Annotated in this window: 17 protein-coding genes; 14 read left to right on the forward strand and 3 right to left on the reverse strand. The window is 37.1% G+C overall.

The window, feature by feature from the left end; genetic code table 11:
* The first annotated feature begins 11 nt into the window (after window positions 1-11).
* The 5 genes from TEPIRE1_RS02865 (at window position 12) to dhaM (ending at window position 5,665) form a co-directional block, all read left to right on the forward strand.
* Complete coding sequence (locus TEPIRE1_RS02865) at window positions 12-1,694, forward strand: sigma 54-interacting transcriptional regulator (protein WP_013777686.1); 1,683 nt, start codon at window positions 12-14, stop codon at window positions 1,692-1,694.
* A gap of 24 nt (window positions 1,695-1,718) precedes the next feature.
* Window positions 1,719-3,458 (forward strand): phosphate/phosphite/phosphonate ABC transporter substrate-binding protein, encoded by a 1,740-nt coding sequence (gene phnD / locus TEPIRE1_RS02870; protein WP_013777687.1) that lies wholly within the window; start codon window positions 1,719-1,721, stop codon window positions 3,456-3,458.
* 120 nt (window positions 3,459-3,578) lie between these two features.
* Entirely contained in the window at window positions 3,579-4,577 is a 999-nt protein-coding gene (gene dhaK, locus TEPIRE1_RS02875; protein WP_013777688.1) for a dihydroxyacetone kinase subunit DhaK, read from the forward strand.
* A 27-nt stretch (window positions 4,578-4,604) separates the two neighbouring features.
* The gene (gene dhaL / locus TEPIRE1_RS02880) at window positions 4,605-5,237 is read left to right on the forward strand and encodes a dihydroxyacetone kinase subunit DhaL (RefSeq protein ID WP_013777689.1); all 633 of its coding nucleotides are present in this window, start codon (window positions 4,605-4,607) and stop codon (window positions 5,235-5,237) included.
* A gap of 32 nt (window positions 5,238-5,269) precedes the next feature.
* Complete coding sequence (gene dhaM, locus TEPIRE1_RS02885; RefSeq protein WP_015294980.1) at window positions 5,270-5,665, forward strand: dihydroxyacetone kinase phosphoryl donor subunit DhaM; 396 nt, start codon at window positions 5,270-5,272, stop codon at window positions 5,663-5,665.
* Between the two features lie 30 nt (window positions 5,666-5,695).
* On the opposite strand, the gene TEPIRE1_RS02890 is transcribed toward dhaM, so the two are convergent.
* Window positions 5,696-6,559, reverse strand: coding sequence for a DUF4438 domain-containing protein (locus tag TEPIRE1_RS02890; protein ID WP_013777691.1), 864 nt, complete (start codon window positions 6,557-6,559; stop codon window positions 5,696-5,698).
* Window positions 6,560-6,725: 166 nt separating this feature from the next.
* Between TEPIRE1_RS02890 and TEPIRE1_RS02895 the strand changes: the two genes are divergently transcribed.
* The 7 genes from TEPIRE1_RS02895 (at window position 6,726) to TEPIRE1_RS02925 (ending at window position 14,670) form a co-directional block, all read left to right on the forward strand.
* Complete coding sequence (locus tag TEPIRE1_RS02895) at window positions 6,726-7,136, forward strand: secondary thiamine-phosphate synthase enzyme YjbQ (protein WP_013777692.1); 411 nt, start codon at window positions 6,726-6,728, stop codon at window positions 7,134-7,136.
* Between the two features lie 378 nt (window positions 7,137-7,514).
* Window positions 7,515-8,807, forward strand: a complete 1,293-nt coding sequence (locus tag TEPIRE1_RS02900) for a phenylacetate--CoA ligase family protein (RefSeq protein WP_041591488.1) — start codon at window positions 7,515-7,517, stop codon at window positions 8,805-8,807.
* Between the two features lie 336 nt (window positions 8,808-9,143).
* On the forward strand, window positions 9,144-10,334 hold the full coding sequence (locus TEPIRE1_RS02905) for a DNA polymerase IV (protein ID WP_013777694.1): 1,191 nt from the start codon (window positions 9,144-9,146) through the stop codon (window positions 10,332-10,334).
* A gap of 246 nt (window positions 10,335-10,580) precedes the next feature.
* A complete protein-coding gene (locus tag TEPIRE1_RS02910; RefSeq protein WP_013777695.1) occupies window positions 10,581-11,540 on the forward strand; it encodes a Cof-type HAD-IIB family hydrolase in 960 nt (319 codons plus the stop codon).
* Window positions 11,541-12,000: 460 nt separating this feature from the next.
* On the forward strand, window positions 12,001-12,516 hold the full coding sequence (locus tag TEPIRE1_RS02915; RefSeq protein WP_013777696.1) for an O-acetyl-ADP-ribose deacetylase: 516 nt from the start codon (window positions 12,001-12,003) through the stop codon (window positions 12,514-12,516).
* Window positions 12,517-12,605: 89 nt separating this feature from the next.
* Window positions 12,606-13,490: an NAD(P)-dependent oxidoreductase gene (locus TEPIRE1_RS02920; RefSeq protein WP_013777697.1), complete on the forward strand. Its 885-nt coding sequence runs from the start codon at window positions 12,606-12,608 to the stop codon at window positions 13,488-13,490.
* Between the two features lie 103 nt (window positions 13,491-13,593).
* Window positions 13,594-14,670 (forward strand): mannose-1-phosphate guanylyltransferase, encoded by a 1,077-nt coding sequence (locus tag TEPIRE1_RS02925; protein ID WP_013777698.1) that lies wholly within the window; start codon window positions 13,594-13,596, stop codon window positions 14,668-14,670.
* Window positions 14,671-14,705: 35 nt separating this feature from the next.
* Here TEPIRE1_RS02925 and TEPIRE1_RS02930 read toward each other — a convergent pair whose 3' ends face one another.
* Both TEPIRE1_RS02930 and TEPIRE1_RS02935 read right to left on the reverse strand, forming a co-directional pair.
* Window positions 14,706-15,605, reverse strand: coding sequence for a PucR family transcriptional regulator (locus TEPIRE1_RS02930; RefSeq protein WP_015294982.1), 900 nt, complete (start codon window positions 15,603-15,605; stop codon window positions 14,706-14,708).
* A gap of 137 nt (window positions 15,606-15,742) precedes the next feature.
* On the reverse strand, window positions 15,743-16,852 hold the full coding sequence (locus tag TEPIRE1_RS02935) for an ABC transporter ATP-binding protein (RefSeq protein ID WP_013777700.1): 1,110 nt from the start codon (window positions 16,850-16,852) through the stop codon (window positions 15,743-15,745).
* Window positions 16,853-17,146: 294 nt separating this feature from the next.
* On the opposite strand from TEPIRE1_RS02935, the gene TEPIRE1_RS02940 reads away from it, so the two are divergent.
* Both TEPIRE1_RS02940 and lepB read left to right on the forward strand, forming a co-directional pair.
* Window positions 17,147-18,298 carry a CapA family protein gene (locus tag TEPIRE1_RS02940; RefSeq protein ID WP_013777701.1) on the forward strand — a complete coding sequence of 384 codons (1,152 nt, stop codon included), beginning with the start codon at window positions 17,147-17,149 and terminating at the stop codon, window positions 18,296-18,298.
* 219 nt (window positions 18,299-18,517) lie between these two features.
* Window positions 18,518-19,042, forward strand: coding sequence for a signal peptidase I (gene lepB, locus TEPIRE1_RS02945; RefSeq protein WP_015294983.1), 525 nt, complete (start codon window positions 18,518-18,520; stop codon window positions 19,040-19,042).
* Window positions 19,043-19,151 lie beyond the last annotated feature (109 nt).

A 19,151-nucleotide genomic window follows, 5' to 3' on the forward strand; every position in this document is an offset into this window, starting at 1 on the left:
GGTGAAAAGCCTTGTTTCAAAAAAATGCTGTTTTTACCCATCCTAAAGGAATGCATATCAGAGCTGCGGCAATGATAGTCCAAAAGGCTTATGAGATAGAAAATACAATGGGCACAAGCGTATATATCCGCAATCAAGCCGGAAGGGAAGTGCCTGCTACTGCATTGATGGCTATTCACTCATTGAATATAAAACCCGGAGAATGTATTACAATAGTAGCAAAGGGGCCAAATGCAAATGATGCAATAGAATGTTTTGAAGAATTGCTCAAACGCGATTTATTGCCTCAGAATTCTGCAGAATTAGAGCAGGTGGATGATATTTTAGAAGAAAATATGATTAAAGCCGATAAAATCTTTGACAGTATAGGTCTTGGCCTTATCGTCACAAATAAACAAGGCACCATAATACAGTGCAATAGGATTGTAGAGAATTTAATGGGTATAAATAAACAATATATCATTGGTAATTCGATTCAAGAAGTCATTCCAGGTATAGATTTGAGTGGTGGGTCATTTAACAGGATTAGGGTTAAGGGATCGGCAAAAAAAGACGAACAAAAAATTATATCGGCAGATGTTAATCCAATATTTGTTGAAGGTGAAATCGCCGGATATTCTATAATTTTTAACAAGCATGCTTCCCAAATGGGATTGCCACTTTCTGAACAATTATTAGATTATAGCCAAAAGAACGAGTTAGGTTTCAAAATATCTCAAAAAGAAACATTTAAACTTGATGAAGCCTTTAGCAATATTATTGGTCGCAGTGAAAAGTTATTGGCAGCTTTAGGTATTGCCGCTAAGGCAGCCAAAACTTCTTCTACTGTTCTTTTACAAGGAGAAAGCGGTACGGGAAAAGAATTGGTAGCCGAAGCAATCCACCGTGCTAGCAGCCGCTGTAAAGGGCCTTTTATAAAGGTAAATTGTCCCGGTATACCGGCCAATTTAATGGAAAGTGAACTTTTTGGCCACGAAAGAGGTGCCTTTACCGGCGCTATTTATCAAAAAATCGGTAAGTTTGAATTAGCAAATGGCGGCACTATATTTCTTGACGAAATAGGTGAATTGGATAAAAATTTACAAGCAAAACTTCTTAGAGTCTTACAGGAGCGGGAATTTGAAAGAGTAGGAGGAAATCAGGTTTTAAAAACTGATGTCAGAATAATAGCTGCAACCCATCGAAATTTAAGGGAAATGGTAAGCAAAGGTGATTTTCGTGAAGATCTCTACTATCGATTGAATGTGGTACCTGTAATGCTGCCAAGTCTAAGAGAGAGAAAAGATGACATTCCTTTACTTGTCGAGCATTTTCTTGAAAAACTCTGTAAAAAGTTAGGCTTGAAAAATAAAATTATGTCGAAAAGAGCTATTGGATATTTATACAATTATGATTGGCCCGGAAATGTTCGAGAATTGGAGAATATTATTGAACGAGTTATAAATCTGACCGATAGCGAAGTGATTGATGCATGGGATCTTCCCCAATATATAACCGGTAAGATTATAGAAAAAAAACAACCTCTTATAAACTTAAACATGGATGGAGAGTTGGCTACCTTTGATGATTACGAAAAGGCCATAATAAAAGTGGCTCTAAAAAAATATAAAAGCTTTAATGCCGCCGGTAAGGCTTTAGGGATAACCCATAAAACCGTTGCGGCAAAAGCTAGAAGATATGGTATAATTGAGTAAAGTATACTGAGAAGGGGTCAAAAAATGGTAAACTTGAAATCTCATATTGATAATGCGGTTATGACCTCGAACAGCCAAGCCAATCAAAGCGAAATACTTCATCTGAGTGAGCAGGTAGGTTATGATGCTCATGAATTAAAGTGGATAGTTGCAAAAAATGCTGATACAGTAAAAAATTTGGTGAGGCTTATTGACGATATATCTTGTAATTCCCAGGAGATAAGTGCCAATGCGGCCAGCGGGTCTGAAGAGCTCAAAGGTCTATCGCTTTTGGCATCAAAATTAAAAGAAACGGCTGCAATGGTTTCTCAAATATCAAGGGATTACTCAAAAAAAGTGGAAGAGGGAAGTACAGCTATAAGTGAAGTAGAGTATGCCTTAGCACAAGTTACTTCTCAAATAGACAAATCTTCCGCTGAAATTGAAGCCTTGTTGGGGCTTACAGAAAAAGTAAAGGATTTTGTAAGTTTTACTAAGCATATAGCACAGCAGACGAACCTGCTCGCCCTAAATGCGGCCATAGAAGCAGCCAGAGCCGGTGAGGCCGGTCGAGGCTTTAGCGTTGTGGCAAATGAAATTAGAAAGCTTGCAGAACGGAGTAGAGAAAAAGCTCAAGAGATACATGACACTGCAGATATGATAAATGAAGGTATAGTTAAGGCATGCCAAATATCTAAAGAAGGTGTTACCGGATTACAAAACACAAATGCAAAGATGCAAATAGGAAAAGATGTAATGAATGAAGCTGTTGCTGTATTTGAGGATATATCAGAGCTTAACAGTAAATTATTTGATTCTTCTGAAGAACAAGCAAAGGTTTCCGAATACTTAACGGAAATATTTATGACGCTTTCAGAAAAGACTGCATCAACTGCAGATTCCACCACAAAAGTAGCTTTTCTAATAAAGGATCAAGAAAAATGCAATGATGAGCTTTTGGTGATAGCCGAGAAACTAGTGCAAAAAGTGTACTCTCTGCAAAAACAGTCTACTTATCTAAAAAGCAAAGATGAAATAATTTTTGGCATAAATCCCGCACTAAGTCCTGAAGTTATAAAGTCTTTATACCTTCCTGTAATTAATGCTATATGTAATAAAATCGGTCTTATCCCAAGAGTTCTGGTAGCTACCGACTATGACGCACTGTCTAACAGCTTAATCGACGGTATCGTTGATGTGGGATGGTTTTCGCCTTTAGCCTATGTAAATGCCAGAAATAAGGCTCCGATTATTCCATTAGTAACACCTGTTGTAAATGGAGCACCCAGCTATTTGGGATTTATTATTACAACTGTAGAGTCCGGCATAAAAGATTTAAAAGACGTAAAAGGGGAGCGGGTAGCATTTGTAGACCCTAAATCAGCTTCCGGCTATGCTTATCCAAGGATGCTTTTGAAAAAGGCCGGGATAAATCCTGACAGAGATTTACAAGAACAATTATTTCTTGGAACACATAGTAATGTAGTAGAAGCGGTACTGTCGGGCTCAATTAAAGTAGGCGCTACTTATTCCGAAGCGATAGATGATGCAAAACATAGAGGCCTTGATGTAAGTAAGCTTGTATATTTAGCTCAGACCGATCCGATACCGAAAGACTGTATAGCAGTTCGTCCCGGTTTGGAGCCGGAAACAATAGAGAAACTAAAGAATGCTTTCATAAATTATAAAGATAACAAGAAAGGCAGCTCGGTGATTAACGGTTTTGTTGTTGCTTACGATGATAATTACGATATTATTCGAGAAGTAGTAAAAGACGCAGGTTGATAAAAATTACCAACTATTATTTTTGAAAATTATAAAAGGCGCATGTATTAAGGCTTTTAACGTTGGTATGATTTATGCTATTATATAATAGTATAAATCATTTTTTTTAGGAGGGTTTCTATGAAAAAGATTATTAATAATCCCGAAAATGTCGTACAAGAGATGTTGGAAGGTATGGTGGCGGCCTACCCACAGTATGTGCGAAAACTCGATGGATTTGATGTTATTGTAAGAGCTAATGCTCCAGTGAAGGGAAAAGTTGCACTGGTATCAGGCGGAGGCAGTGGTCACGAGCCTTCTCATGCGGGTTTTGTGGGTAAGGGCATGCTTGATGCCGGAGTTGCCGGTGCGGTCTTTACATCTCCAACCCCGGACCAAGTTTTTGAAGCAATAAAGGCCGTTGATGGCGGTGCCGGTGTGTTACTGATAATAAAAAACTATACCGGTGATGTTATGAATTTTGAGATGGCAGGAGAAATGGCTGAAGCTGAGGGAATCAAAGTGGCAAGTGTGCTGGTAAATGATGATGTAGCCGTTGAAGATAGCCTTTACACAACAGGTCGGCGCGGCATTGCCGGAACAGTTTTTGTGCACAAGATTGCAGGAGCAAAGGCTGAAGCCGGAGGAACTCTGGAAGACGTAAAAGCGGTGGCAGAAAAAGTTATTAAAAACACTAGAAGCATGGGGATGGCACTAACACCTTGTATAGTACCTGCTGCAGGGAAACCTACTTTTACTCTGGCAGAGGATGAAATGGAAATAGGAATGGGCATTCACGGAGAACCTGGAACTAAGCGTACACATATTATGAAAGCTGATGAGTTAGTGGATCATCTGATGGATAAAATAATAAATGATATACCGTATAAATCAGGGGATGAAGTAGCGGTAATGATAAATGGCCTTGGTGCCACACCCCTTATGGAACAGTTCATAATGAATCGTAGAGTGAGTCAAATATTGAAAGAAAAAGGAATTTCAGTATACAAAACCTTTGTAGGAGAATTTATGACCTCAATTGAAATGGCCGGAGCATCAATCACCTTATTAAAATTGGATGATGAATTAAAACAATTATTGGATGCCCAGGCCGATACTCCTGCTTTAAGACAATTATGATGCATCTTTTGAAAGGAGACGGGAGACTTGGCAGTAAATAGTGCAGAATTAATCGAAATTATAAATCTGATAGCACATGATATTCAGGAAAATAAGGATTTTTTGACGGAACTTGATTCAGCTATTGGTGATGCTGATCACGGTATAAATATGTCAAAAGGTTTTAAAGCTGTCAATGAAAAAATATCCACAATGGGTGATAAGGACTGTGGCAGTATCTTGAAAACCGTAGGAATGACGCTAGTATCGACCGTCGGTGGCGCTTCCGGCCCCTTGTACGGTACAGCATTTATGAGGGCAGGTCAAGCGGTTGGAGCCAAAAAAGAACTTGATTTTAATGATTTGCCAATAATTTTGGATGCTGCTCTTGAAGGCATTAAGATGCGTGGGAAAGCCGAAAAGGGCGAGAAAACCATAATAGATGCTTTAGAACCTGCGGTAGAAGTATTGAAAAAATCATCACCTGTAGATATAAAACTCATGGAAGAGGCAGTAAAAGCAGCAAAAGATGGGGTAGAATACACTAAAGGCATAATTGCAAAAAAAGGAAGAGCTAGTTACCTAGGGGAAAGAAGTATTGGTCATCAGGACCCGGGTGCTACTTCCTGCTATATTATGTTAGCGGCAGTATACAAGGCAATACACGATAAAAATAATTGATAAATATTGTCAAAGTGAAATGGGGTGATGCATTGGTTGGTATCGTGTTAGTATCACATAGTAAAAAAATGGCAGATGGAGCTAAGGAAATAATAGAGCAAGTGATAAGAGGCAAAATAAAAATTGAAGTAGCTGCCGGCACATCAGATAACAGACTGGGCACCGATGTCTTTCTAATTGAAGAAAAAGTTATGGAGGTCTTTGACGGTGACGGTGTATTGATTATTCCGGATCTGGGCAGTGCGGTAATGAGTGCAGAAATGGCTATTGAAAGTTTAGAAGAGCCTATAAAATCCAAGACACAACTAGCAGATTCACCCTTCTTTGAAGGAGCTATTTCAGCGGCTATGGAGGCAAGTTTTGGGAAGAGCCTCGAAGAGGTCAAGCAAGCGGCAGAAAATACCAGAGGCATGAAGAAAATAGCGTGAATAATTGGGGACGGTTCCGTCCCCAATTATTCAGTCAATCCCTAGGTAATGTCCAATATTTGCTTTATCATTAAAAATACCTTTAATTTTAGTCGTTTTAGAGCTCATGATTACAGTTACTCCGGGGCCATGTCCGGACAGCACGCAATCGCTGTGAATAACAACTCCTATGGATACCGCACCCTTTAAATACTGTCTTCCATTGGTATTATCACAGTCTCTTAAGAGAACTAAATCGCCAAATTTTAATTTATCTATACCGAATGTCTTGTTTGCTTCTTTATCACCCGTCATTATATCATAATCGCCCATAAATGCCGTAGAGCTGCCAATACCCGACCCCATAAGATATGCAGGTATTTCTGCTACAATAGGCACTTCCAAAGTTCCATTTTGGTCTATCTTTAAATCTATTTTTTCAAACAGGTTCGGGTCCAAATTCATGCATGTAACATCTTCGAAACCTTCGATTTTTAAACCCTGTCCAAATGCCTTAACAAGAATGGTATCTCCTATGGCCATTTTATTCATATCTTCATCATTAAAATATATCAAAACATGATCAATTCCGCTGTGCATGCCTGTAACAATACCTCTAGCATCCTTAGCGTTTCCGCTTATAACCACAGCTTCATTGCCTATACATGAAAGCATCATTAGAGCATTGTTTTCCTGGGTATTTTCATTTTTTATGCTTACACCGGGCTCGATATGATCTCCCACCAAATTCATGCAAGAATCTCCGAGCTTTACATTGTAAGTTATTCCACCTGTAGCCGGAAGGATTCTGCCTTGACCATTTCTGTCAACTCTATAAGGACTGTTTACCGTAGGGCTGTGAATTTTGCCCTGCACAGACTGCATTACAAGTCTTTCTTTATTTATTTTAATCAAGATTTTTGTCCCCCTTAGATTATATGTTGTGCCTATCTTATCGTATTCTACTTTAAAATAGATTATCCTTCAATTTATAATAATGGTAAAGGATTTTTTGTTTTGTGTAACGAAATATAATTACATACTTTCTATAGCATAGATTGAAATCTTGGAGGTAATGTGTATGAGAAAAATCGCAATTAAGACCGACCGGCGAAATCAGATGTTGGATATAACTTCGATTGTACAAAAGAGTGTCAGCGAGTCAGGTGTCAAAAATGGAATTTGTTATATTTTTGTACCACACACAACTGCTGCAGTTACCATTAACGAGAGTGCTGACACAGATGTTGCCAATGATATATTGGAAACTTTAAGCAAACTAATTCCATACAAAGACAGTTACAGGCATGTTGAAGGAAATTCCGATGCCCACATAAAAGCTTCATTGATTGGAGATACAGCGATGCTTATTATCGAAGATGGAAGATTAGTTTTAGGTAGATGGCAGGGAATCTTTTTCTGCGAATTTGATGGTCCTAGGAATAGAAATCTAATTATAAAAATCGTAGATGATAAGAAGACGGAAAATTAGTTTGGCTTAAATAGATATAACTGAACAAAAGTTGCAATTGGCAGCATGAAAAAAGTTGATAGTCTAAAATCACCTTAGGTCATATAACATAACTTGACATAACCATAAAAATTTGAAGTATTGACAATAAAGGTAGAGTTTGCTATTTTATATTTATTATGTGTAAATTTTAAAAAAGATTAAAGAAATTGTATCATGGCAGAATACAGGATTTCAGATGTGATTTAATAAATAAAAAATGTAGCACGGTAGGATGGACAGTGATTAAAATTAGACTTTTAATAATCTTCCTCCTGCTGTTAGTCGTGTAAATATATTTATCTTAAATGATTCATATAAATTATAGCTGCATAAAAAAGGAGGAGGGGCCAAGTGCCAATAATTTGGAATAAAAAGTGGGAGTGTGCACCACGAAAGGACATTGAAGAAATCCAGTTAGAACGGCTAAAAGCAACAGTAAAAAGGGTTTACGATAATGTGCCTTATTATAGAAAAACTCTAGATTCAATGGGGGTTCACCCTCAGGATATTCGTAAACTGGATGATATTAGAAAACTTCCCTTTACAACAAAGGATGTCTTGAGAGATAATTATCCTTTTGGACTTTTTGCTGTTCCCAAGGATGAATTATTACGAGTGCATGCTTCTTCAGGCACCACAGGAAAACCTACGGTAGTGGGTTATACTCGTAATGACCTTGAAACCTGGTCTGAACTCGTTGCCAGAGTGGTAACTCAGGCAGGTGTAACTAATAAGGATATGGCTCAGGTTGCTTTTGGCTACGGGCTTTTCACAGGAGCCTTTGGCCTTCATTATGGGCTTGAGAAAGTAGGAGCGGCTGTAATACCTGTGTCGGTAGGAAATACTGAACGACAAATTATGCTTATGCAGGACTTTGAAGCTACAGCATTGATTTCAACTCCGTCATATGCCTTATATATGGCAGAGGTGGCGGAAAAAATGGGCATTTATCCAAAAAAACTTCCATTAAAATATGGCCTCTTTGGTTCTGAAGCCTGTACTGAGGAAATGCGGCAAGAACTAGAGAAACGATGGGGAATTCTGGTTACCGATAATTATGGGCTTAGCGAAGTGATGGGACCGGGGGTTTCCGGCGAATGTCAATTTCAAGACGGTATGCATATAGCAGAAGATCATTTCATTGTTGAAATCATTGATCCCGTAACTGAAGAGCCTAAGGATTATGGAGAAGAAGGGGAGGTAGTCATTACAACATTGACAAAGGAAGCTCTCCCTATAATCCGATATAGAACAAGAGATATATCTTCATTAAATCCGGAACCATGCCGCTGCGGCAGGACGAGTATGCGCATGAAGAAGATATCGGGGCGAACCGATGATATGCTTATAATCCGAGGTGTGAATGTATTTCCATCTCAAATAGAAAGCGTTTTGGTACAATCCGAAGGTCTTACCCCTAATTATATGCTGGTTGTAACTAAAAACGGATATATGGATGAACTAGAAGTTCAAGTGGAAGTCACTGAAGAAATTTTTACCGACCGCTTTAAAGAACTGGAGGCTTTAGAAAAACGTATTGTTCATCGACTTTATACGGTGTTGGGGCTAAATGCCAAGGTAAGATTGGTAGCACCCAATTCCTTGAAACGTTTTGAAGGAAAAGCCCAGCGAGTAAAAGACTTGAGATAATTGCGAATGACTAGGTAATAGCTATAAGGGAAGGTTTAATTTGTTAAGCTTAACAAATTAAACCTTCCCTTATCTTCTTCCTTTATCTTAAGATAAAGTGTTATTCTTGCCTCCAAATGAAACTTTTACCAAGTCTCATCAAGTGCCCTTATAAATTTGCTGTTAAATTTTGAGTAATTTTTTATGAAAACCGAAATATCCCCTTGCCGGTCTGCCACATCCGAAAAAAATTTCCAACTTTTGTATGACACTGACTCGGGTACACAGCATATTGATTTTAACGTAAGGGGATGATAGAATAATAGCAGAACATATGTTTGGCAGAGGGTGGTGTCAATGCTTCCTATTTTACATGTGGACATGAATGCCTTTTATGCTTCCTGCCATCAGGCAAAGGATCCAAGTCTTAAAGGTAAGCCTGTCATGGTGGCGGGAGACCCGAAAAAGAGAAATGGTATTATTTTAACGGCATCATATGAAGCTCGCCGATATGGAGTAAAGACGGCCATGCCTAAATGGCAGGCAGAAAAGCTATGTCCGCAAGCTGTTTTTATAAAACCCGATTATGATTTATACCTAAGAACCAGCCAAAAAGTGATGAGCATTCTGGGAAGATTTTCTCCTCAGATAGAGATTTTCAGCATTGATGAGGCTTGGCTTGATGTTACCGGATGTGAAAGACTCTTTGGCGATTCTGTGGCTATTGCACGTAAAATACAGGCTGCTATTGCCAAAGAGCTTGATTTATTATGTTCCATAGGAGTATCATGTAACAAACTTTTGGCTAAAATGGCTTCAGATATGAAAAAACCTAATGCTATTACTGTGTTGACTACGGAAGATGTACCAAAACTGCTTTGGCCCCTACCTGTAAATGAATTATTCGGAGTAGGAAGGCGTATGGCAGAAAAACTTAAACGAATGAATATAAAAACAATAGGAGATTTGGCAGAAGCTCCACAGGAGTTTTTAGAGAAGGCCTTCGGTTTAAACGGCAGTTATTTACACCTTTGGGCAAATGGTATTGATGATAGTGCTGTAAACCCACATTCTATGGATGACGCCAAGTCTATGGGCCATTCTATTACCCTGCCCAAAGATATAACATCCTTTGATGATGCGGAGATAGTGCTGCTGTTCTTGTCAGAGCAGGTGGGGCGAAGGGTCCGTAGGGAAAACTATATGGGCCGTACCGTTACCGTTACATTAAGATATGCTTCCTTTGATACTATTACACGCTCAGTTACTATTTTTTATACAAACAGCACCGAGGATATTTATAATGCTTCCAGAAAACTCCTTTACAGTAATTGGGATGGGAAAACCCCCCTAAGGCTTTTAGGGGTGAGCCTTTCTAATCTGGTCAAGGAATTCGATCAAGTATCTTTGTTTGATAATGAAGATAAGAAGCGGAAATTAAACAGAGTTATGGATGAAATTAAAGACCGGTTTGGTGATGACGCAATATTCCGGGCAAAATTGCTGGATGATAAGGAACTTAATGAACGAAAACTAAAAACTAGGTAAAACTGAAAACAATGCTCCGGCGATTCCCGTTATGCTCTGCACTAAAGACCTATTGACTTGATTATAACTATACTAAAAATAAAGAACCTTGAATATAAAAATGCATTATTTAAGGTTCATTTTAGTCTTTTACATAAATTACTAATAAGTGTAAAATAAAAAACGGGTCTTCGTTTTTGATTGAAAAAATGTGGTAATACGATATAATAAATTATATGATAGGGTTTAAGGAAAAGGAATGAATTAATGATGTGTAAAGGAAATACTTGCAGGTTATTTAATGGCGATTTTAAATTGATTGCATTGGATATTGATGGTACTCTTATTAACAGTGACCATATTATTACTTCTCGAACTATGCATGCAATTAAAAATGCAAAAGATGCAGGAATAAATGTAACTATAGCAACCGGAAGACATTATATTAGTGCAATTAGAATAGCACGAAAAATACAGATAAGCGCCCCGCTTATTTGTGGTGATGGAGCAATTATAAAAGACATAAATACAAATCATACGATCTATAATCTTCTTCCAAAGGAAATAGCAGCAGATGTTATGAGAATGGCTGCCGGTTATGAAGATTTTAAAATTCAAGTTTTCACAAGAGAAGGAAAGATATACCTGGGGTCCAATTATCGCAATAATTATTTCAAAAGTTTTTTACGTGCTCCATTAAAACATTCATTGAGAGGATATTTTAATCTATTAAGGGATTTTGTCTTTATACCGGTTAAAAATACGGGAAATATTGAAAAAACTATTGCAGCTATGGATGATGCACCGTTAAAGATAGTTGTCTATGGGAATGAAAGACGAGAAGATTTAAAAGATTTTACTGATAAAATCATAAAAAAATATGGTGATAGAATTTCAATAACATCTGCCATAGATAATTGTATTGACATTTTAAAAGGCGGTGTGTCAAAAGCAAAAGGTCTTGCTGTTTTATCTGAAAAACTCAATATAAAGCCTGAAGAAATAATAGCTGTTGGAGATAATATCAATGATATAGAAATGATTGAATACGCAGGCTTAGGAGTGGCGATGGGAAATGCCCCAGATGAAGTAAAGAGCAAAGCAAATTATGTGACAGATACCAACAACAATGATGGGTTGGCAAAGTTTCTTGAAAGCCTACTTTCGGTTCGAATAAAAACAAAGGAATTTCCTGTTCCTCAAACAGGGCTTTGCCGAGGCCAATGAGCTTTGGACTATTTCACAAAAAACTAAGTGCTATAGCGATTTCCAAACTGTTTTTAGTTTTTTATAAAATTACTCATAAAGAAGAGAGCGTCTTAAACTGTTTTAAAGTTGGCAAGGATGCTCTCTTCTTTAATTATAATTGGTAATGAACGAATATATCGGCTATGAGGTTAATGCATGAGCTTCTTTAAGTCTGCAGCGCTCTATGCATGCATATACAAAAAAGTCACTTTGCTTGTCACAGCTTGGAGAGTGGGAAAGAACTTTTCATAAATATTTTAATTTAATTTTTGTTAGAAAATTTGATATAATGTAGTTATGGGTATTTTTAGTAAGTAAAAAGGCATGTATAAATTATAAACATATTTTAACCGAAATTTTCTTTAATTAAAAACCAGCTAAAACCTTTAAAGCAAATAAGTAAAAATCTGCCAATATATAATTTAATGGGGTGATGTTAATGGAGAAAATTCAGGTTGTTTTAGGTGATATCACGAAGATTGAGGTTGATGCCATTGTAAATGCGGCAAATAATACATTGCTCGGTGGCGGCGGCGTTGATGGCGCCATACATCGTGCTGCCGGACCGGAGCTTTTGGAGGAATGCCGCAAATTAAATGGCTGTAAAACCGGTGAGGCAAAAATCACAAAGGGATATAAACTGCCAGCGAAATATGTAATACATACAGTGGGGCCAGTATGGCAAGGAGGCAATGCGAATGAGGATGAGCTTCTTGCCTCGTGCTATAGAAATTCTCTTGAGCTTGCAGCTAAGAATGGTATAAAAACAATTGCATTTCCATCTATAAGCACAGGAGCATACAGATTCCCCTTAAATCGTGCAGCTAAAATTGCTATTCGAGAGATACTTAATTTTTTAAAGGATAATGAAAGCATTGAAAAAGTGTATATGGTTTGCTTTGATGAAAAAACCATGAATGCTTATGCTGAAGCCTTACAGGAATTGAGTCAATGATTACTACATTGTTTTTGTAAGAGCAACATTGTTAGCAATTAAAGCATTTTAATTTCAGTGATTTTGATAAAATATAAGGAGGAAGTTAAATGTCAGTTTGTAAAGAAAGGATAATTATCGGTTTCATAGGCACTGGTGTTATGGGCAGGAGCATGGCGACAAATCTATTAAAATCCGACTATAAAGTAATGGTTTACAACCGGACAAAGGCCAAGGCAGAAGAACTGATTAAGCAGGGTGCTATATGGAAGGATACGGTAGCGGAAATTGCAGGGGAAGCTAATGTTATTATAACAATGGTGGGGTATCCTAAAGATGTAGAAGAGGTATATTTTGGCGAAAGCGGAATTATACAAAATGCTAAGGCAGGTTCTTATCTCATTGACATGACTACATCAAGCCCTAAACTGGCTCAAAAAATTTATGAAGCAGCAAAAGCTAAGGGATTGCATGCATTAGATGCGCCTGTTTCCGGCGGCGATGTTGGAGCGCGAGAAGCAAAACTTTCTATTATGGTAGGTGGCGAATCAGCAGCATTTGAAGCGGTAAGGCCTATATTTGAGGCAATGGGCAAAAACATTGTTTTACAGGGCGGCTCTGGTGCCGGACAGTACACGAAGATGTGCAATCAAATTGCGATTGCTTCTAATATGATAGGTGTTTGTGAAGCTATGGCATATGCTAAAAAAGCAGGTCTTAATCCCCAAAATGTTCTAAAGAGCATAGAATCAGGAGCGGCAGGCAGTTGGTCCCTTAGCAATTTAGCACCTAGAATGCTATCGGGAGATTTTGAACCGGGTTTTTACATAAAACACTTTATTAAAGATATGAGAATCGCTCTTGAATCAGCTAAAGAGATGGGGCTCAAAACTCCCGGACTTGAACTGGCCCTTTCCCTATATGAAGAATTGGCCCAAAAAGGTGAAGAGAATAGCGGAACTCAGGCATTGTTCAAGTATTATATATGTGATTAAAACGCATCTAAAAAGTAATAAATAAAGTTATAGGATGTAACATATTTTACAAATAAGGATACAATATCCTTATATTGATAATAAGATACGGGAGGAAACGTATATGTATGGAGTAATTATGGCCGGTGGGGGAGGAACTAGATTTTGGCCATTAAGCAGGGCAAATACGCCGAAACAGTTTTTGAATATAACCGGCGAAGACACCATGATTAATGATACAATAAAAAGAATTAAAAGTATCGTTCCGACTGATAAAATAATAATAGTTACCAATAAAATCCAAAAGAAAATGCTAAGCAAAGTTATTCAGGAAGATATACCTGAAGCAAATGTTTTGGCAGAACCTGTTGGGCGCAATACTGCAGCGTGTATCGGTTATGCGGCTATGGTTATTAAAAAACGCTGCGGCGATGCTGTAATGGGCGTTTTCCCTTCAGATCATTATATAAAAGACGCTGATGAATTTCAAAGAGTTTTAAACGCTGCTTACAGTATAGCCGAGAACACTGAAAAGCTGGTAACTATAGGAATCAATCCCACCTTTCCGTCTACGGGATATGGCTATATAAAATACGACAGGGAACGCTCCATACCTGCAGAGGGTAAAATAGCATATGAAGTTGTAGATTTTGTGGAAAAACCTAATCTTGCCAAGGCAAAAGAATATTTAAAGAACGGAAACTATCTTTGGAATAGTGGAATGTTTGCATGGAAGGCATCAGTTATTCTTGAGAATTTTGAAAGATTTTTGCCAAAGCTTTACAGAGGTTTATTAGAACTTGAGCCGTTTATAGATACACCTAAGGAGAAAACTGTAGTTGAAGAAATATATCCTGCTTTACAAAGTATTTCTATTGATTATGGTGTAATGGAAAGATCTGATAAAGTCGTTGTTATTCCGGGAGACTTTGGCTGGAGTGATGTAGGATCTTGGGATTCCTTAGGAGAAGTGTTTCCTCTTGATGAAAATGGCAATATCACACGAGGTGATTTTATAGCCATCGATACACGAAATTCTATAATTTATTCCAACAGCCGCTTAGTAGCAGCGGTAGGTTTGGAAAATATGATTGTTGTAGAAACCAATGATGCCCTATTGGTATGCCCAAAAGAAAAAGCTCAAGATGTTAAGAAGGTTGTAGAACAGCTGAAAGAAATGGGAAGAAATGAACTACTTTAAAAACTATGGTGTGTTTGCACAATTTTAAGGAATCACTAGAAAAAGTCATTTAAAATGAGATGAATTTTCATTTTTATGGCATCATTAAAATTTCGCAAATCCAGTCCTGTAATGGTATAAATTTTATCCAGTCGATAAATGAGCGTATTTCGATGAATATAGAGATGTCGAGCTGCTTGTGCTATGTGAAGATTGCAGTCGAGGAAAACTCGTATTGTATTTATGGTATCACTATCTAAGTCTTTAAAATTCATTTCCATTTCATTTTTATAGTTATGGCGAATTTCTGAAGGCAGTAAGGAAATAAGCAGCTCTAAAGCCATTTCCGGATAATGAAGAACACCGAAATTTTTTCGAGAAGCAAATATCAAAGCTTTTTTAGCATCATTGAAAGCTCTGATTAGCTCAGATTGAGAATGTGCAATTCCTCCAAGACTGATGACGGCTTTTTGAGAAACTTCTTCAGCTATAGTTTGATATAATGCTGTAGAAGTTTCTTTTAATTCATCTAAATTGCTCATAGGTAAAAATGACAGTAATATATCATCGATTCTAGCAGTCATGCCTTCTTCGAAAATTGTATTAATAAACCCTTCTATTTCTGCAAGAAACTCACTTTGAATCAAAGCCAAACCACAAGGAAAAGGAAAATCAGTTAATATGGAATTTTTTCCGTTGATGAAAGCTGCCAGTTCTCTATCGAATTTTGCTTTAACCGTAATTTCAAGAAAAAAGCATAAGTCTTCCAACTGATTTTTTGGCAGTAAAGCTTGTAAAGTATAAATTTTATTTATTAGAAATATATTTTTTTCACTTATATTATCGCCCTTTAAGTCTTGACCAAAAATCTTTTGACCATGCTTATCAAGCAATACAAAAGGTGTTTTTATATTTGAATTTATTTCAGATAAAATCGATAATAATAAACCTTCCATACTTATCACCATAAATATGATATCCTATTTAAAACAAAAATAAAAGATATAAAAAGACAATTACCCTATGAACTTATTGCAAGGAGTAATTGCCTTTTTACTAGTTTTGACAAATTAACAACTAAACAAGATTTAAATCAGCTTAATATTCGATTTTTTGTAGTCTTGTCAAAGAGATGGAGCTTATTCATATCAAAACCGATTTTAATGGTATCGCCTACGCGAGCATTGCTGCGCGGGTCAACTCGTGCAGTAAGAGAATTTCCTTGCACAGTAAGATAAAGAAAGGTTTCTGAGCCAAGCAGCTCTATGACATCTACTTTTGCATTCAAGCAGTATTCTGGAAAGTAATCAAGAAATGCTGCTTCATCATGGATGTCTTCAGGGCGTATTCCCAAGATAATTTCTTTATCTAAATATGAAGGGTCAATTTTTTTAACAACGCCTTCCGGGATGAGTAGTTTTACGTCATTTAAGCTTACATAGACTTTGCCGTTTTCCTTTAAAAGCCGTGCATCAATAAAGTTCATTTGGGGGCTGCCAATGAACCCTGCAACAAATGTGTTAATCGGATAATCATAGATATTTTGTGGTGTATCTACTTGATTGATGTATCCGTCCTTCATTACAACAATACGGCTGCCCATGGTCATAGCTTCGGTCTGGTCGTGTGTGACGTAAATGAAAGTAGTTTTAAGTCTATCATGAAGTTTTGCAATTTCAGTTCTCATTTGAACTCTAAGCTTTGCATCTAAGTTGGATAATGGTTCATCCATCAAAAAAACTTTAGGTTCCCGCACGATTGCTCGTCCCAGTGCCACTCTCTGCCGTTGCCCTCCGGATAATGCTTTAGGTTTACGATCGAGAAGGTTTTCAATGCCAAGTATGGAGGCAGCTTCCTTTACCCGTTGGTCAATTTCAGATTTGGGTATTTTTCTTAATTTTAGGCCGAAAGCCATGTTGTCATAAACATTCATATGAGGATAAAGAGCATAGTTTTGAAAAACCATTGCTATGTCACGATCCTTTGGAGAAACATCATTTACGAGTTTATCGCCAATATATAATTCTCCTGAGGAGATTTCCTCAAGCCCTGCTACCATTCTAAGAGTGGTAGATTTTCCACAGCCGGAAGGGCCTACAAGCACTACAAATTCCTTGTCTTCAATTTCAAGATTGAAATCTATAACGGCTTTGATGCCGCCAGGATAAACCTTATTTATATTTTTAAATATTACCTTGGCCATAAGTCCTTTTCCCTCTTTCCGATATGTTTTCTATACTTAAATGATAATATAGTTGACTGTTTTATGAAATTGAAAAAATAGCAAAAAATTTTTATGGAAATTCTACACTTTATACAAAACAGAGCTTATTTATAGAAATCTCTAAAGCTGTAGTTACTCTGTTTTATTTGTTTATTTTTTTAAAATAATATAATATTATAGCAATATAGGACGTGCATTTAAATTAATAGAGGGTATAAGATTCAAAAAAAATTGTTGTATGCCTAAAGCAGTATGAGGAAAGAGGTTGCTTTAATGAAAAGAAAGAAAAAAGCATTTTACAGCTCTCAGGTTGCCTTGATTATTTCAATTATTATTACCATTAGTGCCGTTGCATATATCTACGCTGGTTACAAAGGCTTAAGCATCTGTGAACTTTTGGGTATAAATATGCCGGAAACAGAAATAATTGGCGATATGACGCAAAACTTTATCGAAGAACAGCTCCCGGAAGAAAAAGAAGACTTGCCAAATCCAACTGTGACTCTACTTGCTGTGGGGGATGTAATGATGCACGATGGTCAGATTTGGGCAGGTTACAATGAAAAAAATGATAGTTTTGATTACTCGGAGTTCTTCCATGTAGTAAAAGATGAAATAACTTCAGCCGATATAGCTATGGCTGACCTTGAAACGACATTGGCAGGTAAAGAACAAAAATATACAGGCTATCCCATGTTTAATAGCCCTGACGAGTTGGCTGATGCTCTAAAAGACGCCGGCTTTGACATAATCGTTACTTCGAATAACCATAGTCTTGATCGGGGTGCTAAAGGAGCTCTTCGAACTATAGAGGTTCTAAAAGAGCGGGGTCTAACGCCTGTCGGAACTTATGAATCTGAAGAGGACAGAGAGAAAATTCTGGTGAAAGAAGTAAATAATATAAACATTGCTTTCCTATCCTATACCTATGGCACTAATGGCATACCTGTTCCCACCGATAAAAAGTATCTGGTGAATCTTATTGATGAAGAACTGATACTGGGGGATATAAGAAGGGCTCGAGAAAAAGCCGATGCTGTGGTAGTATATCTTCATTTTGGCGAAGAGTATCAGCAATCGCCTTCTAAAGCACAGAGAAATTTAGCACATCTTGTGCTCAAAAACGGTGCCGATATTATAGTAGCCAGCCATCCCCATGTAATTCAACCGGGTGAATGGATGGAAGTCCAAGAGACTGATGGCCGGATAATCAAAAAATATGTAATATATTCGATGGGTAATTTCATTTCTGCACAAAGATTTCCGCATACTGAAGAAGGATTGATGATGAAATTTACGTTAGAAAAGGATTTGGAGCAGAATAAGGTTTATCTTACCGATGTAAAAGAAACCGACACATGGGTGGATAAATTTGTTCGAGACGGAAAAATGCGGTATGTAGTAAGGTTTGGAAAAAAACCTTAGTTCTACTAATTCGGCTGCAGCAATTAAACTATGTATGATATTATCCATAAGTTTTAAAGATATGTATTAACACTTGCAGGATATTTGATGCTAACAATTTTTTCATAAAGGCTTTGTAAAAAATTATTTTGTGTTATAATAAATAGGTGGTTTTAGGTTTTACAGCTTCAATTGAGAAATATTAATAGCGATATAAATTTGGGGTTCGGTGAAGTGTATATGCAAAAAGACATAAAATCAGAGGTAATAGAATGGATTAAAGCGATTGTATTTGCACTAGTGCTTGCTCTTATTATACGGGGTTTAATTTTTGAACCTATGATAGTGCCTACAGGTTCTATGATTCCTACGATTGAAATAAATGATAGGATTCTTGTTAATAAGTTTATATATCGATTTCAGGTTCCGGATTATAATGATATAGTAGTTTTTAAATATCCTGATGATCCGCATCAGACTTTTGTAAAGCGTCTTATTGGTAAGGGCGGGGATATAATAGAAATCAAGGATGGAACGCTTTATAGAAATAATGAGCCAGTCCAGGAAGCATATATAAAAGAACCTATGTATAGTGATTCCGGGCCATATAAAGTTCCTGAAGGCCACTACTTTATGATGGGTGATAATAGAAATAATTCTAAAGACAGTAGGTTTTGGGAGAATAAGTATGTTTCACAAAATCAAGTGATAGGGAAAGCAACCTACCGAATATGGCCGATAAATAGAATAGGTCAATTAAAATAAAAACAGCCGGCCTTGAATTTTGATGAATTTTATATTATAATCCCGTTTTCGACACTTGCAAAAATGCATAATTAATGGAATCCGCTATAATAGTGAATTCCATTAATTC

It is taken from the genome of Tepidanaerobacter acetatoxydans Re1 (assembly GCF_000328765.2).
GTDB classification, from domain to species: Bacteria; Bacillota; Thermosediminibacteria; order Thermosediminibacterales; family Tepidanaerobacteraceae; genus Tepidanaerobacter; species Tepidanaerobacter acetatoxydans.